The organism is Rahnella aquatilis CIP 78.65 = ATCC 33071, assembly GCF_000241955.1.
In the GTDB taxonomy this organism is placed as follows: Bacteria; Pseudomonadota; Gammaproteobacteria; order Enterobacterales; family Enterobacteriaceae; genus Rahnella; species Rahnella aquatilis.
This window is the reverse complement of sequence record NC_016835.1, coordinates 47468-70796: the sequence shown is the minus strand read 5'-3', so window position 1 is coordinate 70796 and position 23329 is coordinate 47468. Positions and strand designations below refer to the sequence as shown.

Genomic DNA, 23329 nt, shown 5'->3' with positions numbered 1-23329 from the left:
GCTGGTGACAGAGTGTCTGAGGATTTTTTGGGCAATACGGCGCTGAATGCAGATTAATGACGGGAATTATGGAACGAAGCGGGCCTTTACCTAATCATGTTACCGGTATCACACAAAACAAAAATCATAAGAAATTTATAATATCTCGCAATTGTCGCTCTCTTTTAACCATTCTATAACAAGTCCTCGGGCCACGGACGGACTGACTTTTTTGTGTTTAACCCTACAAAAGGCAGGACGAAAAATGACTGCGAAGTTATCCGTAAAAGAAAAAATCAGCTACGGTCTGGGGGATATGGCGAGCCATATTGGCCTGGATAACGTCATTATATTTTTGACGTTTTATTACACCGATGTCGTGGGATTACCGGCAGTCTTTGTCGGGACAATGTTTCTTGTTGCACGCGTCGCTGACGCCATTGTGGACCCTGCGATGGGGTTGATCGCCGACCGGACGCAAACGCGTTTTGGTAAATTCCGGCCGTATATTCTCTGGCTGGCGTTACCTTTCGGGGCAAGCTGTTTACTGGTTTACGCGGTGCCGGAATCCCTGACGCTGGGCGGTAAAATGGTGTACGCCAGCGTCACCTATTGCGTGATGATGCTGATGTATACCGCCATTAACATTCCGTATTGCTCGATGGGCGCGATCATTACGCCGGATAATTCCCAGCGTATTTCCCTGCAATCCTACCGCTTCTTCCTTGCCACGCTGGGCGGCGCCATGTCCACGTTCCTGATGATGCCGCTGGCAGAAATGATGGGCGGTGGCAATAAACTCGACGGCTATTTTGGCGCGATGGCGATCATGGCATCGATCGCTGTGGTGATGTTTCTGCTGTGCTTCCTCAACACCAAAGAACGTATCAGTGCGCCGCCGACACACGAGAATTTTCTTTCCGATTTACGCGATTTAGTGCGTAACGACCAGTGGCGCGTGGTGGCGGCGCTGATCTTCTTCAATATCTCCTTCGGCGTGGTGCGTCTCGGCGCGATGATGTATTACGTCACCTATTATCTCGGCAATGCCAGCTACTTTATGTGGCTGCTGGCTGCACACATTGTCGGCAAAAGTCTCGGCAGTCTGCTGGTTAAACCACTGACCCGCAACCGCAGCAAACTCGCGGCCTTCACGCTGTGTGCCATTCTGACCGGTGCGCTGAGCGCGGCGATTTTCTTCGTTCCGGCGTGGATCTCTCTGCTGGTGGGCATGACCTTGCTGGTCTCCACTTTCTATCAGGTCACCACCACGCTGATGTGGGTGATGATGTCTGACGTGGTGGATTACGGCGAATACAAACAGGGTAAGCGCATGGATGGCACCGTGTTTTCCACTTTACTGGCGATCCTCAAAATGGGGATGGCGGTGAGCGGGGCAGTGGTCGGCTGGACACTGGGCATGAGCGGCTACGTGCCGCATGCCGCCCAGCAGAATACTGTCGCGATGCTGTCGATTATCGCGCTGTTCTCGCTGGTGCCGGGCATCCTGTCGATGTTCAGCGCACTGTCGATGCGCTGGTACAAACTCAATGACGCCACCATGAAACAGATCAATCAGTCCAAAATTTCACGGGAACATGAGCCTGAACCTCAGGCCACCTTGCATACACAGGAGTCCGCATGAGCGAATTAATCGCCGAAAAAAACCGTATCCTCTGGCATTTCGATCAGCAAACGCTGGTGATTGAACCCTGGGGCGAGCACAGCCTGCGCGTGCGTGCCACCTGCCGGCCTGAACTCAATGATTCGCTGTGGGCGCTGTTGCCAGCGGGCGCTCAGCCACAAGCTGAAATCAGTCGCAGCGCGGAAACCCTGACGCTGCGTAACGGCAACATCACGGCGTCGGTGAATATCAAAGGGCAACTGGCGTTTTATAACCAGCGCGGTGAACTGATCCTCGAAGAGTTCTGGCGTCAGCGTTCCACGGTGGGCATTGGCGCAACAGAAAAGAGTCAGGATAAATACATCAGCGCACTGAAAATGGATGCGCGTGAATTTAAAGCCATTCCCGGCGGCAAACATCAGCTGACGGTGCGGTTTGAGTCGCGTCCGGATGAGAAAATTTATGGCATGGGGCAGTACCAGCAAAACTGTCTGGATCTGAAAGGTTGCACACTGGAACTGGCGCAGCGCAATTCACAGGCCAGCGTGCCGTTTATGCTTTCGAGTCTGGGCTACGGCATGTTGTGGAACAATCCGGCGATTGGCGAGGTGACATTCGGCAAAAACATTACCCGCTGGGAAGCGCAGGTCACGGAGCAGATGGATTACTGGATCACCGCCGGTGACACGCCCGCTGACATCATGCATCAGTATGGTCGCGCGACAGGCACCGCGCCGCAAATGCCGGAATACGCCACGGGTTTCTGGCAATGCAAATTGCGTTACCGCACGCAGCAGGAAGTGCTTGAGGTCGCGCGGGAATACAAGCGCCGCAATCTGCCGGTTTCGGTGATTGTCATCGACTTCTTCCACTGGCCGAATCAGGGGACATGGTGTTTTGACCCGGTGGACTGGCCGGACCCGAAAGCCATGGTGGCGGAGCTGAAATCGCTGGGCATTGAAACCATGGTATCGGTCTGGCCGACAGTGGACAGCCGGACCGACAATTATAAGGAGATGAAATCCAAAGGCTATCTGGTCAATACCGATCGTGGTGTGTCGGTGAATCTGGATTTCCTTGGCAACTGCACCTTCTTTGATGCCACACATCCCGGTGCCCGTCAGTTTGTCTGGGAGAAAGTGAAGCAAAACTATTACGATCTGGGTATCCGTACCTTCTGGCTGGATGAAGCTGAGCCGGAATATCGCGCCTATGATTTTGATAACTATCGCTATCATCTCGGGCCGGTGCTGGAAGTCGGGAACATCTATCCGCAGAAATTCGCGCAAGGCTTTTACGACGGTTTACAGCAGGAAGGCGAAAACGAGATCGTGAATCTGGTGCGTTGCGCCTGGGCGGGCAGCCAGCGTTACGGTGTGCTGGCGTGGTCGGGCGACATCCATTCTTCTTTTCACGCGCTGCGTAATCAGATTGCCGCAGGCCTGAATATGGGGCTGGCGGGCATCCCGTGGTGGACGACGGATATCGGCGGATTTCAGGGGGGTAATGTAAACGATCCGGCGTTTCAGGAGTTGCTGATCCGCTGGTTCCAGTGGGGTGTATTCTGTCCGGTGATGCGGTTACACGGCTACCGTGAGCCACAGATCCAGCCGCCGGAACCGTGGCGAGACGGTATCGCGCAGTGTAACAGCGGCGCGGCAAATGAAGTCTGGAGTTACGGCGAAGAAAATTACCAACTGATGAAAAACGGGTTATTCCTGCGTGAAAAACTGCGCCCGTACATCAGTCGCGTAATGCAGGAAGCGCACGAAAAGGGCGATCCGGTAATGCGCACGATGTTCTATCAATATCCGGCTCAGGCTGAAAGCTGGCAGGTAGAAGATCAGTACATGCTTGGCGCAGATATTCTGGTCGCCCCGGTGTTGTACGCCGGTCAGCGCGAGCGGGAAGTGTGGTTACCGGCGGGAGAAACGTGGGTGGCGCTGAATGGCGAACGCTATGAAGGGGGGAGGACAATCACGGTTGCTACGCCGATGAGTGAAATTCCTGTGTTTGTACGGGAAGGTGCAGACTCGACTGCACGGGCGATTTTGTAATCTGGTTGCAGATGGCCGCTGCAACGGGGCGGCAGTTCAGAAGAGATGGGCGAAAATTTCGGTTTTTCAATAGCGGTGATCGCTTAACGCGCTGCGCCGAAACCGCCCAAGAGAGGGAAGTGCTTTCCCTCTCTTGGATCTCTCCCCGCTTTTTTACTTCGCGCTCCGCTCGTAGGCTATGTTTCAGTTAACACAGTGATAGCCGCAAAATCCCGCCGCTGCGCGGTGCCCTCCGTTCGGGTTACAACCCGCGCAAACTACCGCGCGGTTTTACACCTCTCCTCCGGCGTGATTTTGGATCCGGCCTCAGGTTTATACTTCACAACCTCACTTTCTTCATTCTTTAAAATCCCACGGGCGATTCAGAAAGCTTGCTGAATGAGAGGTTGCAGACCAGAGGCTGCAATCCCGAAATGAAGGCCCCGCGCAGCGGCAAGATTTCCAGCCTGTCGCTGTGGTTGCTGGAACATAGCCTACGAGCGAAGCGCGCAGTTTAAGACGTGGAGATCCCAAAGAGGGCTCGTCATAGCCCTCTTTGGTCGGTTTCGGCGGCAATTGTTGAGCAGTCACTGCACGTGAGAAACCGAAACTTTCACGATCTAACTCTCCAGCCAGCCGTGCAACTGCAAATCGAGTTATCACAAAACCGTTAACTCTCCGCGAGGATTCCGTAATCCCTCCCCTTGTAGTCTGATGTCATCGACAGCAACCGTAATGGTGGCAACAATGATTAACAGACGTAATTTCCTGCTGGGCAGTGGCGCGGTCTCGGCCGCTGCGCTGATGGGGCTGGTCCCGTCACTGTTTTCCCGCAGCGCTGGCGCGCAGACGACATCTGAAAAATTTGAAATCACGCTGACTGATGCTCAGTGGCATCAGCGCCTGAGCGAGGATCAGTACCGTATTTTGCGCGAGGCGGGCACCGAACGGCCGTATTCCAGTCCGTTAAACGACGAGCACCGGGTGGGCGAGTTTGCCTGCGCAGGCTGCAATCTTGCTCTTTTCTCCTCGGCGACCAAATTCGACAGCCATACCGGCTGGCCGAGTTTCTGGAAACCTCTGGGCAACGCCGCGCAAACCAGCCGGGATACCTCACTCGGTATGGTGCGCGATGAAGTGCATTGCCGCCGGTGTGGCGGACATCTGGGGCATGTATTTGATGACGGTCCGCAGCCGACCGGTCTGCGCTATTGCATGAACGGGCTGGCGATGACGTTCACACCTAAAGCTTAATCTGTCAGGAAATTGACTATGAAATTTGCATCGAAAAACAGGCGTAACTTTCGCCACTACAGCCTGATCGCCGGGCTGATGCTGGCGTCTGCGTTCGTGTTCGAAAATAATGCCTGGTCATGGGGCGCAGGGGCAGAACCGGCGGTAGTGATCCCGGCACCGGCAAAAGATGAGCCAGCAGGCACTGCACACAGCGAAACCGCGCTGTTTGCCGGTGGCTGTTTCTGGGGGATCCAGGGTGTGTTTCAGCATGTAAAAGGCGTGACCAGCGCGGTGTCCGGTTATACCGGTGGTGCGGCGCAAACGGCCCGTTACGAGCAGGTCAGTACCGGCGAGACCGGTCATGCGGAATCGGTGAAAGTAACCTTTGACCCGACACAAGTGACGTATGGCGAACTGTTGCAAATCTTCTTCTCGGTGGGGCATAACCCGACTGAGTTAAACCGTCAGGGTCCGGATACCGGCAGTCAGTACCGGTCAGCAGTTTTCCCTTTAAGCGCCGCGCAGGCGGAGGTGGCGAAAGCGTATATTGCCCAGCTTGATGCCAGCCACAGTTACAACGAACCGCTGGTGACAAAAGTAGAAAGTCATGCACATTTTTATCCGGCTGAGGCTTATCACCAGAACTTTTTAAACGATAACCCGGACTATCCGTATATTGTGGTGAACGATCTGCCGAAAATTAAATATTTGAAGCAGTATTTCCCGGCGCAATATCGTGAACAGCCGGTACTGGTGAAGGAATAAAGAATAAGGGAGGGCGCATTTCGGGAAGTGAAATGTGCGCTCTTTGCCGTCCGGACGTAAATAATGATACCGGAAGGAGAAGAAAGGGCGATCGATCCGATCGCCAGCTCAGGGTGCATTTTTCAGGTTAACGCAGAGGAGGCGACGTTATTTCGCCAGCAGTTCCTTGCGGACGATTTCTGCACCCGCACTTAACGCATCCAGCTTGCCTCTTGCGACACCACGAGGTAAAGGGATCATCCCGCAGTTGGTGCAGGGATAGAGTTTGTCGGCATCGACAAATTGCAGCGCTTTTCGAAGAGTGGCGGCGACTTCTTCCGGGGTTTCAATGGTATTGGTCGCCACGTCTATGGCACCGACCATCACCTTTTTACCGCGGATAAGCTCCATCAGCTCCATCGGTACATGCGAATGATGACATTCCAGTGAAATGATATCGATATTGGATTTCTGCAATTTTGGGAAAATCTCTTCGTATTGTCTCCACTCTGTGCCCAGCGTTTTTTTCCAGTCGGTATTGGCTTTGATGCCATAGCCGTAGCAAATGTGCACAGCCGTTTCACATTTCAACCCTTCGATAGCTCTTTCTAACGTGGCAATGCCCCAGTCATTCACTTCATCAAAGAACACGTTAAAGGCCGGTTCATCAAACTGGATGATATCGACACCCGCAGCCTCTAATTCTCTGGCTTCTTCATTGAGAATCTTGGCAAATTCCCAGGCGAGTTTCTCGCGACTTTTATAGTGGTTGTCATACAGCGTGTCGATCATGGTCATCGGCCCAGGAAGAGCCCATTTGATCGGTTGTGTCGTTTGCTGGCGTAAAAACTTCGCATCTTCAACAAAAACGGCCTTTTTGCGACTCACCGGGCCAACAACTGTCGGCACACTGGCTTCATAGCGATTACGGATCTTAACCGTCTCACGTTTCTCGAAATCAACGCCCTCGAGATGCTCAATAAAGGTCGTGACAAAATGCTGACGCGTTTGCTCGCCGTCACTGACAATATCAATACCTGCCTGTTGTTGATCTTCCAGACACAAACGCAGGGCATCCAGTTTGCCGTCAATTAATTCCTGATCCTGCAATTTCCACGGGGACCAGAGCACCTCAGGCTGTGCCAGCCACGAAGGTTTAGGCAAACTGCCCGCAGTGGATGTCGGTAATAATTTTTTCATACACAGGTGACCTTATATTTTTTATGGTTAATCAGAGAGCGGAATGAGCAGACCATTGTTCAAGAACATTCTGGTAAGGTTTGATGAAGCATTCTTCAGTAAACTTCCCCTGCTCAATAGCCAGATGGCTACGTTCTTCCCGGTCATAAACAATACGGGTTAACGAATAATCCTGATAATTCAGGCTGGGTTGATACTGTATTCCTGCCGCGGAATTAGCATTATAAATTTCAGGACGATAAATCTTCTGAAAAGTTTCCATCGTGCTGATGGTGCTAATAAGCTCAAGATGAGTGTAATCACTGAGTAAATCGCCAGAAAAATAAAATGCCAGCGGCGCAACGCTGTTTTCAGGCATGAAATACCGCGCCCGCAGTCCCATTTTTGCGAAATATTCATCAGTCAGGGAAAGCTCATCCTGCTGATATTCAACGCCTAATACAGGGTGTTTATTTCCTGTACGATAGTATGTGTTTTTGCTTGAAACACTCAGGCAGATAACGGGCGCTTTAGTGAAGTTATCTTTGTAAGCATCTGATTTGACAAAGCGTTTGAATATATTTCCATGTAATTCGCCAAAATTATCCGGCAGGCTAAATTCAGGTTGATTCTTATTATGCTCTGGCAGTAAAACGCTAAAGTCATAATCACGCACATAGGAGGAAAAGTTATTTCCTACAATGCCTTCAATGCGTTGGTTGGTTTTTTTATCAACGACAGTTGTCTTCAGTATTTCAATCACCGGGAAGCTGTCGGCCTTGCCTTCAGCATCAATATTCAACTGAGCAGTAATAATATCGAGTTCGACAGAATACCGGTCTTTCTTAGGATTATCCCAGTGCACCAGAGAATTGAAGCGATTATCGATCATCACTAAGGTGTTGCGCAGGTTTTCCTGACGTTTTTCACCCCTTGCCAGATTGGCAAAATTGGTGGTTATACGCGTATTTTCCGAGGGGTTATAATTCTCGTCGAAACGGATGCTTTTAATGGTAAATGTCAGTTTTTTATTCATTATTATCAGGTGTCCCGGCTGCTGAAAAATCTACGTTATTTCAGTCGTTTTCATATTTTTAAGAGTGAATCGCGATGACTCTTTTATGCCTGAGTCATTGAGTGAAAAAAAGTGATATAAATTCACAGAACATGAGACAAATTCATGATCACGCCTTCCCCGGATGCCGTTCCTGCCCGCAGGTAACAGACACACTTCGGTGCTGACTGAAACACCTGATTTTTGCCGGTAATATGCTGAACGAAATTCATGAGGGATCAGAAAGAGGATCGCAGTACTTTTTGAGGCAGATGCAGTAGCCGAAGCGCGTGAGCGATCCCGCAGACTTTGAGTAGCCGTATCTGTCGATACGCCCTGCGGTCCAGATTGCCACCGGGATCATCGACATCTGAGAAATAATCACCGTTGCGGCGAATGCCCGTCAGTGCGATGAGCGTTAATAACATCGTGCAGGTCATGAGAATGAAAATAGCGCCGATGCCCCAGTACCAGGCGATCCCTCCGGGATGACAGGAATGTTAAAACTCAGGGTGTGGTTTTCAGAGTTGCCGCTCCTCCTTAATACCCGAAGGGTATTAAGGAGGGGTTGTGGTGAGGTGTAGCCGTCAGACTGTTTTTTATGACAACGTTCTCAGATCGCCGCTTTCGCCCGCTGTTTCACGGCATAAATCAGCACCACGGCGAAACATACCATCGGCAGGGCGTAGGAAACCGCGGTGTTGTAGTGATCGGCGATAGCGCCCATCAGATACGGCATCACCGCGCCACCGACAATCGCCATGATCATCACCGAGCTGGCGCGTTTGGTTTGTTTGCCCATGTTCTTGACGCCCATCGCGAAAATGGTCGGGAACATGATCGACATGAAGAAGAAAATCGCCACCAGTGCAATCACCGAGACGTTATCAATCCCCGCAACCACCACGCCGCACAGCACAATATTGATGATGGCGTAGACCACCAGCAGCGTGACCGGGCGGACAAAGCCCATCAGCCAGGTGCTGAAGAAACGCCCGACCATAAAGCTGATCATGCCGACAGACAGCAGATACGACGCGTTCTGGTTCGACAACGTGTGCCAGTGTTCGGTGGTGTAGTTAATGAAGAACGCGCCGACGCCAACCTGTGCCGCGACGTAGAAGAATTGTGCGATGACGCCGCCGGTAAAATGGCCGTGCTGCCACAATCCTTTCCCGATACCATGATCTTCCGGGGCGCTTTGCTCGCGGATGTCCGGCAATTTGGTGCGCCCGAACAGGAAGGCAATCAGCAGCACTAACACGGCGATGGCGACGTAAGTGGTTTTCACCGAGGACAATCCGTCCGTCGTGGTGCCTTGTGTGGCGGAGAAGAACAGTGAACCACCGATAATCGGGCCGATGAACTGACCTAAACCGTTGAAGGACTGGGAAAGGTTCAGGCGGCGTTCGGCTCCGGCCGGATCGCCCAGCACGGTGGCGAACGGGTTAGCGGCGGTTTCGAGACAGCCCAGACCGAGGGCAATCACGAACAACGCGAACAGGAACATGCCGAAGCTGCCTGCGGAGGCGGCGGGCACGAACAACAGTGCGCCCAGGGCATACAGGCATAAACCGACCAGGATCCCGGCTTTATAGCCAAACCTGTCCATGAAGAAACCGGCAGGCAGGGCGATGATAAAATACGCCCCGAAATAGGCGGCCTGTAGCAGACCGGACTGGGCTTTATTGACGTGCAACACGTCCTGGAAATGCTTATTCAGGACATCCAGCAGCCCGTAGGATAAACCCCACAGGAAAAACAGCGTGGTGACCAGTATGAACGCCAGTCGGAAACCGGACGTCGTTTTGCGCTGCGCATAAGCGGGCGCGGCAGTTTTATCGGCGAGCATGTTGTATTCCTCAGTATCTGGTGACGCATGTAGGGGTTCAGCTCAGGTGGCTGATTTTTTATGTCAGATAACGTGAAAAACGGTTAACTCCCTCATAGCAGGGAGTTTTTGCTCCTCCCCACTGTCAGGGTTGAGCGGGTTTTGCTTTGCTCCTCCCCCTGCGAAGGGGGAGGCTGGGAGGGGGTTTAGCAGGCAACTTCAGATCCAGAGTTGCCATTAATACCCCACCCCAACCCTCCCCTTCGCAGGGGAGGGAGCAAACTGAATTCTCATCCAGCATCAAAGCAATAAGACTACTTCTGTTCAGTCAGTGAAAAAATCCTCTCCATTTCCACCCACTTTTCACCGGCGGGCGTCCAGGGCGTGGGGCGTTGATATTTCCACATCAGGGCTTCCCACTCGCAGACTTTCGGATCCTCCAGACTGCGGCGTTCGAACAGCCCGCTGTCAAAATCTTCCGTGGTTTCCATCACCATCATCAGCCGGTTGCCCAGCCGGTAAATTTCCATCTCTGTGATGCCGTAACGGCGCAGATGTGCGGTAATTTCCGGCCAGATTTCGCGGTGATAACGCTGATATTCTTCGATAAGCGCCGGATCGTCCGCCAGATCCAGCGCCTGACAATAGCGGCGTTTCATGTTAAGGCCCGGTCGAGATGCATATAACCGCCGTCCACCGTCAGCCACTGGCCGGTGGTGTGCGAGGTGCGGGAAGAGAGCAGGAACACCACGGTGTTGGCGATTTCCTGCGGCGTGGTCATGCGCTGCTCCAGCGGAATATGCGAGGTGATTTGTTGCAGCTTTTCTTCGGGATGGTCGAAGCTTTTGATCCAGCGTTCGTACAGCGGCGTCATGACTTCCGCCGGGATCACGGCGTTCACGCGGATGCCGTCACCGAGCAGCGCCGCTGCCCATTCGCGGGTCAGCGCCAGAATGCCGCCTTTCGCCGAGGCGTAACCGCTGGTGTTGCCTTGTCCGGTTAACGCGGTTTTCGAGCTGATATTGACGATAGCTCCCCGGCTGGCGCGCAGGGCGTTCAGGCTCAGGTGCGCCATCAGGTAATAATGGATCAGGTTCTGTTCGAGCGACTGCACAAAGGCCTCACGACCTGCCTCCAGCCCGACGCTGTCATTCGCACCGGCATTGTTCACCAGCCCGTCGATACTGCCGTAGCGGGTCAGCACCTCATTCACCGCCGCCTTGCAACTGGCTTCGTCGCGCAGTTCAGTCAGTACAAAACTGGCCTGTGGCGAAAGCTGTTGCAGTTTATGCATCAGTTCATTGGCCGGTTCGGTATTGCTGATGATCACCGGAATCGCGCCTTCTTCCGCCAGCGTCAGCGAAATCGCCGCGCCAATGCCGGACCCGCCACCGGTGACCATCACCACTTTATTTTGCAGATGCAGATTCATCAGTCATTTCCTGTAATCGGTAAACCGTGCAGGCATTGCCGCCATAAAGGGCTGCCTGCTCGTCAGAACTGAGTGACCCCGTGGCCTGTTGCCATAAATTCCACGGATTTTCATCCCCGCCTGCCAGTAAACACACCGGCCAGTCAGAGCCAAACATCAGGCGTCCGGTGCCGAAAACCTCCAGTGCGGCATCGAAATACGGCAACAGATCGCGGGCTGACATCCCCCCCGGGCGTGGCTCGGTCAGCAGCCCGGAGAGCTTGCAACTGACGTGTTCCAGTGCCGCCAGCGGCGCAATCTGTTTCTTCCAGTACGCCGCGCCCAGGCTGAGATCCGGCTTGCCGAGGTGATCGAGCACCAGAAAATGTCCGTCATGCCTGGCCGCAAACTGCACGGCATCGCGCAGATGGCGGTGCGTCACCAGAATTTCATAGACATAGTCCTGCCGCTGAATCTGGCGAATACCGGCATTAATGGCCGGATCCGCCAGCCATTGCGCGGGCGAAGGTTCGTCCTGAACCTGATGACGAAATCCGCGCAGCAGCGGGTGCGAAATAGCGTCCAGATCCCGTTGCAGCGCGGATGAGGACATATCCACCCAGCCGGTCACGGCACGCACAAAGTCAGTGTGTTCTGCAAGTTCCAGCAGCCAGCGGGTTTCACCGGCTGAAGGGCACGCCTGAACCAGAACCGTGCCCTGAATATCGTGACGTTGTAACGTATTCTTCAGCGTTTCCGGCAAAAAATCCTGTTTCAGCACCGCCATTTCATCGCTTATCCAGCGGTAATCCTGCGGGGTGTAGCGCCAGAAATGCTGGTGGCTGTCGATGCGTATCATCGGCATTTTCCTTCCTGCTTTCCGAACATTGAGGTCAGGTGTGATGGCGGTATCTTTCGACCGACGCCTGATGCATCTCGATAGAGAATCCCGGTGCCTGCGGTGGCATATAGGCCGCGCCACGGATGTCACACGGATGCACAAAATGCTCGTGAAGATGGTCAACGTATTCGATGACGCGGCCTTCATGAGTACCGGCGATGCACAGATAATCAATCATTGACAGGTGTTGTACGTATTCGCATAACCCGACGCCGCCCGCGTGCGGACACACCGGCAGATTGTATTTGGCGGCCATCAGCATCACGGCCAGCACCTCATTGACGCCGCCCATACGGCAGGCATCAATCTGCACCACGTCGATGGCTTCGCGCATAATGAACTGCTTGAACATGATGCGGTTCTGGCACATTTCGCCGGTGGCGACCTTAACCGGCGCAACGCCCTGACGGATTTTGCGGTGACCTTCGATGTCGTCCGGGCTGGTCGGTTCTTCGATAAACCAGGGTTTGGCAAAGGCGAGGGCATTCACCCACGGGATCGCCTCGTCGGTTTCCCACACCTGGTTGGCGTCGATCATCAGTTTGCGATCCGGGCCGATGACTTCGCGGGCAATGCGCACGCGGCGGATGTCGTCTTCGAGGTCGCGCCCGACTTTCAGTTTCAGATAATCGAAACCGGCGTTGACCGCTTCCTGGCATAAACGGCGCAGTTTGTCATCGGGATAGCCCAGCCAGCCTGCTGACGTGGTGTAGCACGGGTAACCTTCAGCCAGCAGTTTCTCTCTGCGTTGCGCCTTGTTGTCAGCGCGTTGCCGCAATAAGGCCAGCGCCTCCTGTGGCGTAATGCAGTCGGTGATGTAGCGAAAATCGATGCAGCGCACCAGCTCTTCCGGTGACATGTCAGCCACCAGTTGCCACAGGGGTTTACCGGCGGCTTTGCTCCACAAATCCCACACCGCGTTAACTACCGCGCCGGTCGCGAGGTGGATTGCGCCTTTGTCAGGGCCAATCCAGCGCAACTGACTGTCACTGGTAAAATCGCGCCAGAACTGACCCATATCGGCGATAATGGCCGCCAGTTCGCGTCCCACAATCAGGTGTTCCAGCGCCTTGATCGCCACGCAGCAGATTTCGTTGCCGCGCCCGATGGTGAAGGTCAGTCCGTGGCCTTTCAGCGCCGGATTGTCAGTGTCTAAAATCACATACGCGGCGGAATAATCCGGATCCGGGTTCATGGCATCCGAGCCATCGAGCGCCAGCGAGGTCGGGAAGCGCACATCTTCAACACGTAAAGCCGTAATCGTTGTCATCGCAAAATTCCTTTAGCGTAAAGGGGTTATGCCTGCACTGTCTTCTGACGCTGCTCACCCAAACCTTCAATCCCGAGGCGCATGACCTGACCGGCTTTCAGGTACACCGGCGGTTTTTGCCCCAGTCCGACGCCCGGCGGTGTGCCGGTAGAAATGATGTCACCGGGTTGCAGGCTCATGAAGCGGCTGAGATAACTGATGATTTCGGGGATCCGGAAAATCATGGTGCGTGTGTTGCCGTTCTGATAGCGCTTGCCGTCAACTTCCAGCCACAGATTTAACTGGTGCGGGTCAGGGATTTCATCCGCCGTCACCAGCCACGGACCGGTCGGGCCGAAGGTGTCACAGCCTTTGCCTTTGTCCCAGGTGCCGCCGCGTTCAATCTGAAATTCACGCTCGGACACATCGTTGATCACGCAGTAACCGGCGACATGCGACAGCGCATCGGCCTCGCTGATATAACGCCCGCCGGTGCCGATCACGACACCGAGTTCCACTTCCCAGTCGGTTTTTACCGAGTCCCGTGGGATTTCCACATCGTCATTGGGGCCGACAATCGCGCTGGTCCATTTGCTGAAAACCACCGGTTCTTTCGGGATCTCCGCGCCGGTTTCAGCCGCGTGGTCGGCGTAATTCAGGCCGATACAGATGAATTTCCCTACCTTGCCGACACAGGGGCCCAGACGGGGTTCACCGCTGACCAGTGGCAGGTTTTGCGGATCGAGCTGGCGCAGTTTATCCAGCGTTTCAGATTGCAAAAATTCGCCGCTGATATCGGCGACATGCGCGCTGAGATCCCGCAATTTGCCGTGGTCATCCAGCAGGCCGGGGCGCTCAGAACCTGGGTTGCCGTAACGTAATAATTTCATGGGTCAGTGTCCTTCTGTGAAAGTCAGGTCGGTGAAAATAAGGAATTCAAAGCCGCTGTCGCGTCAGTTGCTCCAGCCGCCGTCAATAATTTGTACCGTGCCGGTAGTGTATGAACTGGCGTCAGAGGCCAGATAGAGCGCCAGTTGGGCGATTTCTTCGGTTTTACCGATGCGCCCGATCGGCTGGCGGGAAACAAACGCCGCGTACACCTCGGCTTCGCTGCGGCCTTCGGCTTTTGCCTGTGCCGCGATGCGCTGGCGCAGGGACGGCGATTCCACCGTGCCCGGACAAATCGCATTACAGCGAATGCCGCGGGTGACGTAATCTGCGGCAACAGAGCGGGTCAGGCCAATCACGGCCGCTTTTGAGGCGCTGTAAGCAAAACGGTTCGGCACACCTTTGATGCTTGAGGCGACCGACGACATGTTGATCACCGAGCCGCTGTTGCGCTCAAGCATGGCGGGCAGAAAAGCGCGGATCATACGGAACATCGCGGTGACGTTGAGATCGAGCGCGAACTGCCATTCCCGTTCGGTGCAGGTCAGGATATCACCGCTGTGTACTACGCCGGCGCAGTTGAACAGCACGTCGAGCGCGCCGGTTTCTTCTGCCAGCGCGGCAATGGCCTGCGGGTCGGTGACATCAAGCAGGCGCGGGGTGATGCCCGGAATATTGTGTAACGCCTCAATGTTGATGTCGGTGGCAATCACCTCTGCACCTTCAAGGGCAAACAGCGTGGCGGTGTTGAAACCGATGCCTTGTCCGGCGGCGGTGATCAGAACTTTTTTCCCTGCCAGGTTCATAGCAACTCCCAATAAAATAGCGTTTTATAGGTCTAATGGTCAGGCCATTGGAGGTGAAAAAAATGCGTTAAAACCAGTGCTTTTTGCTAAGATGTCCGGCAAGCTTCTGCTTAAAACGCCATTTCAGTTAACCAATTTTTTACATGCATAAAACAAATCAGCAAGATTTTTGTCCGGAAAATGCTAGCTGAATCACTTAATGAGAATTGACCTCAGGTGTCCGATGCCGATAAAAAAATTAGAAAATCCCAGAATATACAGGCAGATAGCTGATCAGCTTAAGACGTTAATAGATAACAAAGAATTTCCGCCCGGCAGCCGTCTGCCGTCCGAACGTGAACTGGCGAGTCAGTTGCAGGTCAGCCGCGCCTCGGTGCGGGAGGCGCTGATTGCGCTGGAAGTGATCGGGCTGGTGGATGTGAGGGTGGGAAACGGCGTGATTGTCCGTCAGCCCCCGGCCGTTCCGCTGACGCCTTCGCAGGAACCGGTAATGTCGCAGGCGGGGCGCAATCAGTGGACGGACGTGGATGACGAGCTGAATATCGCGCTGGATTTTACCGCTGAACTGCCACCGTTTTCGCTGTTGCAAACCCGCCGTCTGATTGAACCTGAAACAGCCGCACTGGCGGCAAGAAACGCCACTGATGCGGAACTTGCGGCGATCAGGCAGGCATATGAACAAAACTGTCGTGATAACCGCAATGGCTCGGCAACCCACCCCGGCGACCGTTTATTCCATATCCGTATCGCGCAGGCCAGCGGAAATCCGGCTTACGCTTTTATCATCGCCCACCTGCTCGGCCACCGTTATGGCACCATGTTCCGCAGCCTGCAATTACACTACACGCCGCAGGACATGCCGCACCGTTCTGAGATCGAACACCTTGAGATCCTGACCGCGCTTGAAGCCCGTGACAGTCGTGCAGCGAAGAAAGCTATGAAAGAACATCTGGATGCGGTGATTAAGATTTTCGGGCAAGGGTAAGAAAGGCTGCTGGAAGTAATCTCTTATTTCAATGTGATTTCATTCCGGCGGCCGTCATCATCATTCTGAATAAGAATGCCACCACAGCCAGTGACAAAACGCTTAACGTATAAATGATTATCAGCCAGACAACGCGTTTCCAGAATGGCTTCTTACTATTAACGGTCAGACTCTTCATCAGGACCTCCTGTGATAACCGGGCGAAAATAATGCCGTCACGCCGCCCGGTAATATTCAGATCAATGGTAACCCTCGTTTTCCTTGATTTTCCCGCGGAACACGTAATAACTCCAGAAGGTATAAATCAGGATAACGGGAATAATCAACGCCGCGCCAACCAGCATAAACGCCAGGCTTTTTTGCGATGATGCCGCATCCCAAATCGAGATTGCCGGAGGAATAATATTCGGCCAGATACTGATCCCGAGCCCCGAAAACCCGAGGAAAACAAGCGCGAGGGTCAGCAGGAACGGCATATAATGTGCGTTGCTTTTTATTGCCCGCAAAATTCCCCAGGTACTGGCTAAGACCAGAACCGGCACCGGCAGAAATGCGATCAGATTCGGCATGCTGAACCAGCGATGCGCGATATCGGCATGCGTCAGCGGTGTCCAGATGCTGATAATACCCATGATCACCAGCAGTGTGATGACCAGAGGTTTAGCGAGTCTGCACATCTTCTGATGCAGGGAATTTTCGGTTTTCATGATTAGCCAGGTACAGCCGAGCAGCGCGTAGGCGACCACCAGGCCAACGCCACAGAAAAGGGGGAAGGGAGCCAGCCAGCTTAATGCGGAGCCGGTAAACGTTCTGCCCGTCACCTCAAAACCATTGAGTACCGCGCCGACAGCCACACCCTGACTGAAGGTGGCCACAACAGAGCCGGTAATGAAAGATTTGTCCCAAAACGGCCGGTGCTTCTCGGTGGCTTTGAAACGAAATTCAAACGCTACGCCGCGAAAAATCAGACCGAAAAGCATCAGGGTTAACGGGATGGTGAGTGCGTCGGCGATAACCGAATAGGCCAGCGGGAAAGCGCCGTATAAGGCCGCACCGCCCAGCACCAGCCAGGTTTCATTACCGTCCCACACCGGCGCAACGGTGTTGACCATCATGTCGCGTTCGGTTTTATCTTTATTGAACGGGAATAAAATACCGATACCCAGATCAAAGCCATCCATCACGATGTACATCAGGTTCGCAAATACGATAATTCCAAACCATATAATAGTGTAATCAATCATATTTTTTACTTCCCTCAGGATTGCTCAGCCCTTCGTGCGCAGCAGACAGCGGACGTGCGGGTGTGCTTTTCTTACCGGGTCCGCCATGCGAAACCTCATCGCCTTCACCGGTCACCGGCCCTTTCTTAATCAGGCGCATAAGATAGACGTATCCGATACCAAAGACGGATGAATAAACCAGCAGGAAAGCTAACAGGCTGAGGCTCATGTGCATTTCACCGTGTGCGGAGACAGCATCACGGGTGCGCTGAACGCCATAAACCACCCACGGCTGACGGCCAATTTCTGTGGTAAACCAGCCCGCCAGCAGGGCAATCAGACCGGAAGGCCCCATCAGCAGCGTAAACCACAGGAACGGGCGGGACTGATAAAGCCGCTTTTTATAACGCAGCCAGGCACCCAGCACGCCTGCCGTGATCATCAGCAGACCGAGCGCGACCATGATGCGGAAAGACCAGAAAATCACCGGTGAGAAAGGACGATCTTCTTTCGGGAAACTCTTCAGCGCAGGCACTTGTTTCTGCAAACTGTGCGTCAGGATCAGGCTGCCAAGATACGGGATCTCCAGCGCATACTTCGTGCGTTCCTGTTCCATATCCGGCATACCGAAAAGAATTAACGGTGTGGCTTCTCCGGGCGGGTTTTCCCAGTGGCCTTCTATTGCCGCAATTTTCGCAGGCTGATGTTCCAGGGTATTCAGGCCGTGAGCGTCGCCGACCATGGCCTGTATGGGGGCGACGATCAATGCCATCCATAACGCCATGGAAAACATTGTCCGAACCGCTGGCGTATCGTTGCCGCGAAGCAGATGCCAGGCACCGGAAGCCCCCACAAAGAACGCACTGGCGAGGAAAGCCGCGATGGACATATGGAACAGCCGGTAAGGAAACGAGGGATTAAAAATGACCTTAAACCAGTCCGTCGGCACCACGACGCCGTTCACAATTTCATAGCCCTGCGGGGTATGCATCCAGCTGTTCGACGCCAGGATCCAAAAGGTGGAGATAAGCGTTCCCAGCGCCACCATGCAGGTCGCAAAGAAGTGCAGGCCCGGACCGACCCGGTTCCAGCCAAACAGCATGACGCCGAGAAAACCCGCTTCCAGGAAGAACGCGGTCAGCACTTCATAAGTCAGTAAAGGGCCGGTAATACCGCCGGCAAATTGCGAGAACCCGCTCCAGTTGGTGCCGAACTGATAGGCCATCACCAGACCTGACACGACCCCCATGCCAAAGTTAACCGCAAAAATTTTGGACCAGAAATGATACAGATCCCGATAACTGCGGTTGCCGGTTTTCAGCCACATCCCTTCAAGCACCGCAAGAAAACTTGCCAGCCCGATCGTAATGGCAGGAAATATGATGTGAAAAGAAACGGTGAATGCGAATTGTATTCTTGCCAGGTGAAAAGCATCTAATCCAAACATTGCTGATATCCCCTCAGGAGAAAGTGGGACAAGTTAATTAAAATTAACATATATAGTACACTTGTGATTTATATGTGATTAACACGCAAGGATTGTGCACTGATATTATTTTTAGGGGTATATACAGTTTGGTGATCAAATACTATAACAGTTCGGGCGATTGTCATTTTTATCATTATAATTCAAAGGGTTGTTGTCTTCTCCGCTCACGGGGCGAAAATGATTTTATTTCCCGGCCAGATTTTATAAAAATGGAAAACATTGTCACCCGTAAAATATAATTTCTTGATTTATATGTATTTATATTTTATGTGTTTGCTTTTACTCCGCCGGGAGTAAAACGTATTCCTAAAACGCAGACTCAATTTTACTATAACTGTTATAGCTCAAATCCGTTCAATGAAATTAGCCGGAAAGAGTTTTAACATAATGATAAATTAAGTATTCGGACACGATGGCAACAATGTTTGTGCGGAATTAAATTTAGCTATTTTTAGGAATTTACTGAATGATGATCAGCGGATTTCCCTGAGGTTATCCTTGCTGAAGGGACGCGGTTTCTGCTCCGTATCCGGGCAGACCGACCCTGACGCACAAGGCAATGATCAGCGCGGCACTTAACATCACAATACCCGCCGTAATAAATACTCCGGAAATCCCCCCCAGTCCGAACATGACACCTCCCAGTGCCGCACCGGCCGCGATAGAAGATTGCACGGCAGCCACTACCATGCCTCCTGCGCTCTCAGCCTGATCGGGCACTGAGCGGGTTACCCAGTTTGACCAGGCGACGGGCACACCGCCGAATGCCAGCCCCCACAGCAAAACCAGCAGAGTGAGTCCGGTTATCTGAACGGGCAGTAATATCATTCCCAATGCCGCGATGCCCACCAGGCAAGGCATCACAATGAGCGTCAGACGAAGGCTGTAAGTCATTACCCAGCCCGCCAGCAATGTGCCTGCAAAATTGGCCACACCGAATCCGAGCAAGAGCAGGGCCAGTCCGCCCGCATCTACATGACTCACGCTTTCCAGAGAAGGGCGAATATACGTAAACAGGGCATACTGCCCGGTATGTGCCAGCACGCAACCGAACATCCCCGTTGCAATGCCGGGACGGCGCAGTAAGGTTAAGACGGATTCTGTATGCGTAACCTGACGGGGCGCCATGCGCGGTAATGTGAACCACTGAAAAGCAAGCGTGACGCCTCCCACCAGAGCCGCGGCAATGAACGCGCTGCGCCAGCCATAGAGTTCGCCGAGAAAACTTCCCAGCGGCACCGAAACGACGGTTCCCACGGCGATACCACTGAAGATAACCGACAGGGCTCTCGGTACGAATTTCTCCGGAACCAGCCGCATCGCCACCGCCGCGGCCATACTCCAGAATCCGCCCAGCGCGACGCCAAGAAGGATCCGCATTGCCAGCAACACGACAAGGCTTGAGGAAAGGGCGACCAGCAGGTTTGAGGCGATCATCAGCACGGTAAAACTTAACAGAACGGTTCTGCGGTCAAGCTTACGTGTCAGGCCCGGGACCAGCAGCCCGGCAAACAGCGCGATAACAGCGGTGACCGTCACCGCCTGACCCGCTAAGGCTTCCGTCACCTGCAGGTCTGAGGCCATGGGGGTTAACAGGCTGGCTGGCAGGTATTCCGCCGTGAGCAAGCCGAACACGCCCATGGTGAGGGAGAAGACGGCCATCCACGCCGGCGGAGCCTGTTGCACATCTCGTTGGATCGCGGGCGTTGAGCCCTGTGTTTTATGATTCATTTCAAACATTCCTGAAAATTAACGTAGCGCAAATTCTAGGCAGGATGGTTGAGATGATCTATGATTCATAATCCTTGTTTTTTGACTATTACTCCTGAAATGACACAGCACGATCCCTTTGCCCTTTCTTCTGACCTGATCAGTGAACTCCTGACAGGCATGCGTCTGCGCGGTGTGCAATATCGTCGCATCCAGACCGGCCCTGAGTTTGGCATGGCTTTCAAACCGAGGCCCGGCCATGCTTATTTTCACTATCTTGCCGTCGGTTCTGCTGTCCTTAAAACCGGGGATGGCGTGCTTCATCCCTTGTCTGCCGGTGATGTCGTTTTTATGCCGCATGGAATGGCACATCAGCTTCTTTCTGAACCAGACAATACCGCTCAGGACATTGACGATTTCGATGTCGCGCCACTGGGGGACGCCGTGAGTGGTGTGGATACCTGCCCGAGCAGGGACACGATACCGGGCGTGATTCTTTTTTATGGCTGCATGGAGTTTGATCTGGGCGGAATGCAAAGTCTGGGCAAACTGATGCCGGACACCATGGTGGCGGATGCCAAAGGCGAACGTTATCCCGGACTGCTGCCGGTAATTGATGCGATGAAACGTGAAATATGCTCCGGCCGCATTGGCTTTGCAGGCATTCTGGCCCGGCTTGCGGAAGTTGCTGCGGCAATGATTGTTCGCGGGTGGGTTGAATGCGGATGTGAAAATGCCTCAGGCATTGCCGCGGCATTGCGGGAGCCCCGGCTGGCAAGGGCTATTCTGGCGCTGCACCGGCAGCCGGGCAGAAACTGGACAGTTGCGGAGCTGGCGGCAGAGTCGCACATCTCACGCTCGGTTTTCGCCGCGCGCTTTCAATCCATGATTGGCGTATCGCCGTTGCGTTACGTGACAGAACTGCGGATGCAACTCGCCACGCAGTGGCTCGCAGACAGCAAGATCCCTATCGAGACCGTCGCATTTCGTCTGGGTTATACCTCACAGGCCGCTTTTAGCCGGGCTTATAAGCGCATTTCCGGGCAATCGCCCGGTGCCAGCCGTTAATCAATCCGGGTCAACGCCAGACGAATACCCCCCTTTCAGGCTGCTTCGGCATAGTTGCGACGCAGCCTGCAGGCATCATCAGAGTGAACCGTGGCTCGCCAAAAATGCCTCCACGCATTTCATACAGGCTTCCCGTTCCTCGACGTGGGGCATGTGACTCGAATTCTCGAAAATTACCCATTCGGCGCCTTTGATCAAATCCGCAAAAGGTTGTACCACTTCGGGAGCGGCTTCGTCGTAGCGGCCGGAAATCAGCAATACCGGCACATTAATGGCGGGGAGGCGGTCGATCACTGTCCAGTTTTTCATGCTGCCGATAACGTGGAATTCGGTCGGGCCGTTCATGGCCAGATATACGGTCGGATCGGCGTCCATCGCCGCAAAGGTGCGTTTTACTTCTTCCGGCCACGGATCGAGGCGGCAGACATGACGGGCATAAAACACCTGCGATGCGGCTTTGTATTCCGCGCTGTCGAGGGTTCCGGCGGCTTCATGTGCCAGTAAGGTTTCCTGAACGTCCGGCGGCAGTTCGCTGCGCAGGCGGGCGGCGGCCTGCAGCCAGAGTGCCATTGAGGCCGGAGAGTTGGCGATGACCAGCGCTTTCAGGCCGGGAGGTTGCGTGACCGCGTGTTCGGCACCGAGCATGCCGCCCCAGGACTGGCCGAGCAGCGCGTAATTTTGTCCGATGCCCAGATGGTGCAGCAGATTGTCCAGTTCCGCCAGAAAGAACGACGGCTGCCAGAAGTCTGCCGGTTTGTCAGGCAGGTGGGTTGAGCGGCCATTACCAATCTGATCGTAATGGATCACCGCGCGTCCGGTTCCGGCGATATCGCGGAAAGCATCCACGTAATCATGGGTGCAGCCGGGGCCGCCGTGGGCAATGACCAGCGGCGTTTTGCCGTTATGTAAATCGCCACAGATGCGATACCAGGTCTGGTATTCCTGAAACGGCGCATAGCCTTCAGTGATGTTGTACATTTTGTTTACCCCGTCGGTGAATAATATACAACAGGGTAAACATCGGGGCGGCACTGAACAGCTAGTAAAAAAGATAGAAAACAGGGCAGATCAGCTGTCGAGTAAACGGTAATGCATCGCGCGCACCACTGCCTGCACACGGTTGCTGGCCCCCAGTTTGCGGGCGGCGGTATTAAGATGCAGCGTGACGGTGGCAATGGACCGGTTGAGTTTGCGGGCGATCTCTTTAGCGGTTAATCCTTCCGCCGCCCACGTCAGACATTCACGTTCTCGCTTGCTTAACCGCACGTGGCGGCAGGTGAGAATACTGCTGTCGAACAGCGGAAACACGCACTCCTGAAAGGTCAGCGCCAGCAGGCTCAGTTCGGCCAGTACATCATGAATATCCAGCTCATGCCCCGCACCGGTATGAATGCCGGTGACGGTCACAAAGCCGCCGTTCGGCAGGTGCAGCGGTACCGTTGCACCGCTCGGCATGTTGTTATCGCACATGTAATGGGTGACAGGTTTGTTGAGATCGCTGAGGCGGTTTTGCAGCGAAGTATTGTCCGGACGCTGATAAGACCAGACAAACGGTGCGCAGCTTTCGAGGGCGTAATGCTGCACCGGATCGACCTGATAATACCCGTTTTCCAGCCATAACCGCTGCATGTCGCCGGGCACATTGCACATCCGCAACAGCGACGGCGTGATCAGTTCGCCCTCGAGCGTTCGCGGCACCGGCGTGTAATCGTAAATCAGGGCATCAAACCCCAGGCGTGAGGTTTGGGCGAAAAGCTGATCAAACGCACCATCAACGGTGGTTTCCCGCAAAGACACTGCACTCTCTTGTACCGCGAGCTTCATGAATTTATCTCCGCATCACTTCTTTACCGGCCTGAATGGGCTGATCGGGCACCGGTTTTGCTCAATCCCACGTGTTAAAGAAAAGTTATGCA

Annotated in this window: 21 protein-coding genes; 6 read left to right on the top strand and 15 right to left on the bottom strand. The window is 53.9% G+C overall.

The features are described 5' to 3' along the window. Positions 1–244 precede the first annotated feature (244 nt). The 4 genes from RAHAQ2_RS22295 (at position 245) to msrA (ending at position 5640) form a co-directional block, all read left to right on the top strand. Positions 245–1624 (top strand): glycoside-pentoside-hexuronide (GPH):cation symporter, encoded by a 1380-nt coding sequence (locus RAHAQ2_RS22295; protein ID WP_014341646.1) that lies wholly within the window; start codon positions 245–247, stop codon positions 1622–1624. Next, positions 1621–3660, top strand: a complete 2040-nt coding sequence (locus RAHAQ2_RS22290; protein ID WP_014341645.1) for a glycoside hydrolase family 31 protein — start codon at positions 1621–1623, stop codon at positions 3658–3660. The genes RAHAQ2_RS22295 and RAHAQ2_RS22290 overlap by 4 nt, the downstream gene beginning before the upstream one ends. A gap of 726 nt (positions 3661–4386) precedes the next feature. Beyond that, positions 4387–4893, top strand: coding sequence for a peptide-methionine (R)-S-oxide reductase MsrB (gene msrB / locus RAHAQ2_RS22285; RefSeq protein ID WP_014341644.1), 507 nt, complete (start codon positions 4387–4389; stop codon positions 4891–4893). Between the two features lie 18 nt (positions 4894–4911). Continuing rightward, a complete protein-coding gene (gene msrA, locus RAHAQ2_RS22280) occupies positions 4912–5640 on the top strand; it encodes a peptide-methionine (S)-S-oxide reductase MsrA (RefSeq protein ID WP_014341643.1) in 729 nt (242 codons plus the stop codon). A 147-nt stretch (positions 5641–5787) separates the two neighbouring features. On the opposite strand, the gene RAHAQ2_RS22275 is transcribed toward msrA, so the two are convergent. The 9 genes from RAHAQ2_RS22275 to RAHAQ2_RS22235 form a co-directional block, all read right to left on the bottom strand. Continuing rightward, entirely contained in the window at positions 5788–6819 is a 1032-nt protein-coding gene (locus RAHAQ2_RS22275; RefSeq protein WP_014341642.1) for a methionine synthase, read from the bottom strand. A 31-nt stretch (positions 6820–6850) separates the two neighbouring features. Continuing rightward, positions 6851–7834 (bottom strand): DUF1852 domain-containing protein, encoded by a 984-nt coding sequence (locus RAHAQ2_RS22270; RefSeq protein WP_014341641.1) that lies wholly within the window; start codon positions 7832–7834, stop codon positions 6851–6853. Positions 7835–8465: 631 nt separating this feature from the next. Then, entirely contained in the window at positions 8466–9704 is a 1239-nt protein-coding gene (gene fucP / locus RAHAQ2_RS22265; protein ID WP_014341640.1) for an L-fucose:H+ symporter permease, read from the bottom strand. Positions 9705–9997: 293 nt separating this feature from the next. Continuing rightward, the gene (locus RAHAQ2_RS22260; protein ID WP_014341639.1) at positions 9998–10342 is read right to left on the bottom strand and encodes an L-rhamnose mutarotase; all 345 of its coding nucleotides are present in this window, start codon (positions 10340–10342) and stop codon (positions 9998–10000) included. Continuing rightward, positions 10339–11115, bottom strand: a complete 777-nt coding sequence (locus tag RAHAQ2_RS22255) for an L-fucose dehydrogenase (protein WP_014341638.1) — start codon at positions 11113–11115, stop codon at positions 10339–10341. The genes RAHAQ2_RS22260 and RAHAQ2_RS22255 overlap by 4 nt, the downstream gene beginning before the upstream one ends. Continuing rightward, positions 11093–11953: an amidohydrolase family protein gene (locus tag RAHAQ2_RS22250; protein ID WP_037041173.1), complete on the bottom strand. Its 861-nt coding sequence runs from the start codon at positions 11951–11953 to the stop codon at positions 11093–11095. The genes RAHAQ2_RS22255 and RAHAQ2_RS22250 overlap by 23 nt, the downstream gene beginning before the upstream one ends. 34 nt (positions 11954–11987) lie before the next feature. Further along, positions 11988–13265 (bottom strand): L-fuconate dehydratase, encoded by a 1278-nt coding sequence (locus tag RAHAQ2_RS22245; protein WP_014341636.1) that lies wholly within the window; start codon positions 13263–13265, stop codon positions 11988–11990. Positions 13266–13291: 26 nt separating this feature from the next. After that, the gene (locus RAHAQ2_RS22240; protein ID WP_014341635.1) at positions 13292–14134 is read right to left on the bottom strand and encodes an ureidoglycolate lyase; all 843 of its coding nucleotides are present in this window, start codon (positions 14132–14134) and stop codon (positions 13292–13294) included. Between the two features lie 63 nt (positions 14135–14197). Continuing rightward, positions 14198–14938, bottom strand: coding sequence for an SDR family oxidoreductase (locus tag RAHAQ2_RS22235; RefSeq protein ID WP_014341634.1), 741 nt, complete (start codon positions 14936–14938; stop codon positions 14198–14200). 223 nt (positions 14939–15161) lie between these two features. Here RAHAQ2_RS22235 and RAHAQ2_RS22230 point away from each other — a divergent pair, with 223 nt between their 5' ends. Then, the gene (locus RAHAQ2_RS22230; RefSeq protein WP_014341633.1) at positions 15162–15923 is read left to right on the top strand and encodes a FadR/GntR family transcriptional regulator; all 762 of its coding nucleotides are present in this window, start codon (positions 15162–15164) and stop codon (positions 15921–15923) included. A 28-nt stretch (positions 15924–15951) separates the two neighbouring features. Here RAHAQ2_RS22230 and RAHAQ2_RS25285 read toward each other — a convergent pair whose 3' ends face one another. From RAHAQ2_RS25285 to RAHAQ2_RS22215, 4 genes are all read right to left on the bottom strand, one after another. Next, positions 15952–16101: a DUF2474 domain-containing protein gene (locus tag RAHAQ2_RS25285; protein WP_014341632.1), complete on the bottom strand. Its 150-nt coding sequence runs from the start codon at positions 16099–16101 to the stop codon at positions 15952–15954. 61 nt (positions 16102–16162) lie between these two features. After that, entirely contained in the window at positions 16163–17167 is a 1005-nt protein-coding gene (gene cydB / locus RAHAQ2_RS22225; RefSeq protein WP_014341631.1) for a cytochrome d ubiquinol oxidase subunit II, read from the bottom strand. Then, positions 17160–18593 (bottom strand): cytochrome ubiquinol oxidase subunit I, encoded by a 1434-nt coding sequence (locus tag RAHAQ2_RS22220; RefSeq protein ID WP_014341630.1) that lies wholly within the window; start codon positions 18591–18593, stop codon positions 17160–17162. Before RAHAQ2_RS22220 ends, cydB begins: the two co-directional genes overlap by 8 nt. A 534-nt stretch (positions 18594–19127) precedes the next feature. Next, positions 19128–20366: an MFS transporter gene (locus RAHAQ2_RS22215; protein WP_014341629.1), complete on the bottom strand. Its 1239-nt coding sequence runs from the start codon at positions 20364–20366 to the stop codon at positions 19128–19130. A 60-nt stretch (positions 20367–20426) separates the two neighbouring features. On the opposite strand from RAHAQ2_RS22215, the gene RAHAQ2_RS22210 reads away from it, so the two are divergent. Further along, positions 20427–21413, top strand: a complete 987-nt coding sequence (locus tag RAHAQ2_RS22210) for an AraC family transcriptional regulator (protein WP_014341628.1) — start codon at positions 20427–20429, stop codon at positions 21411–21413. A gap of 78 nt (positions 21414–21491) precedes the next feature. Here the strand turns inward: RAHAQ2_RS22210 and RAHAQ2_RS22205 are convergent, their stop codons facing one another. Then, positions 21492–22391, bottom strand: coding sequence for a proline iminopeptidase-family hydrolase (locus tag RAHAQ2_RS22205; protein ID WP_014341627.1), 900 nt, complete (start codon positions 22389–22391; stop codon positions 21492–21494). A gap of 90 nt (positions 22392–22481) precedes the next feature. After that, positions 22482–23237, bottom strand: coding sequence for a LuxR family transcriptional regulator (locus RAHAQ2_RS22200; RefSeq protein WP_014341626.1), 756 nt, complete (start codon positions 23235–23237; stop codon positions 22482–22484). Between the last annotated feature and the right edge of the window lie 92 nt (positions 23238–23329).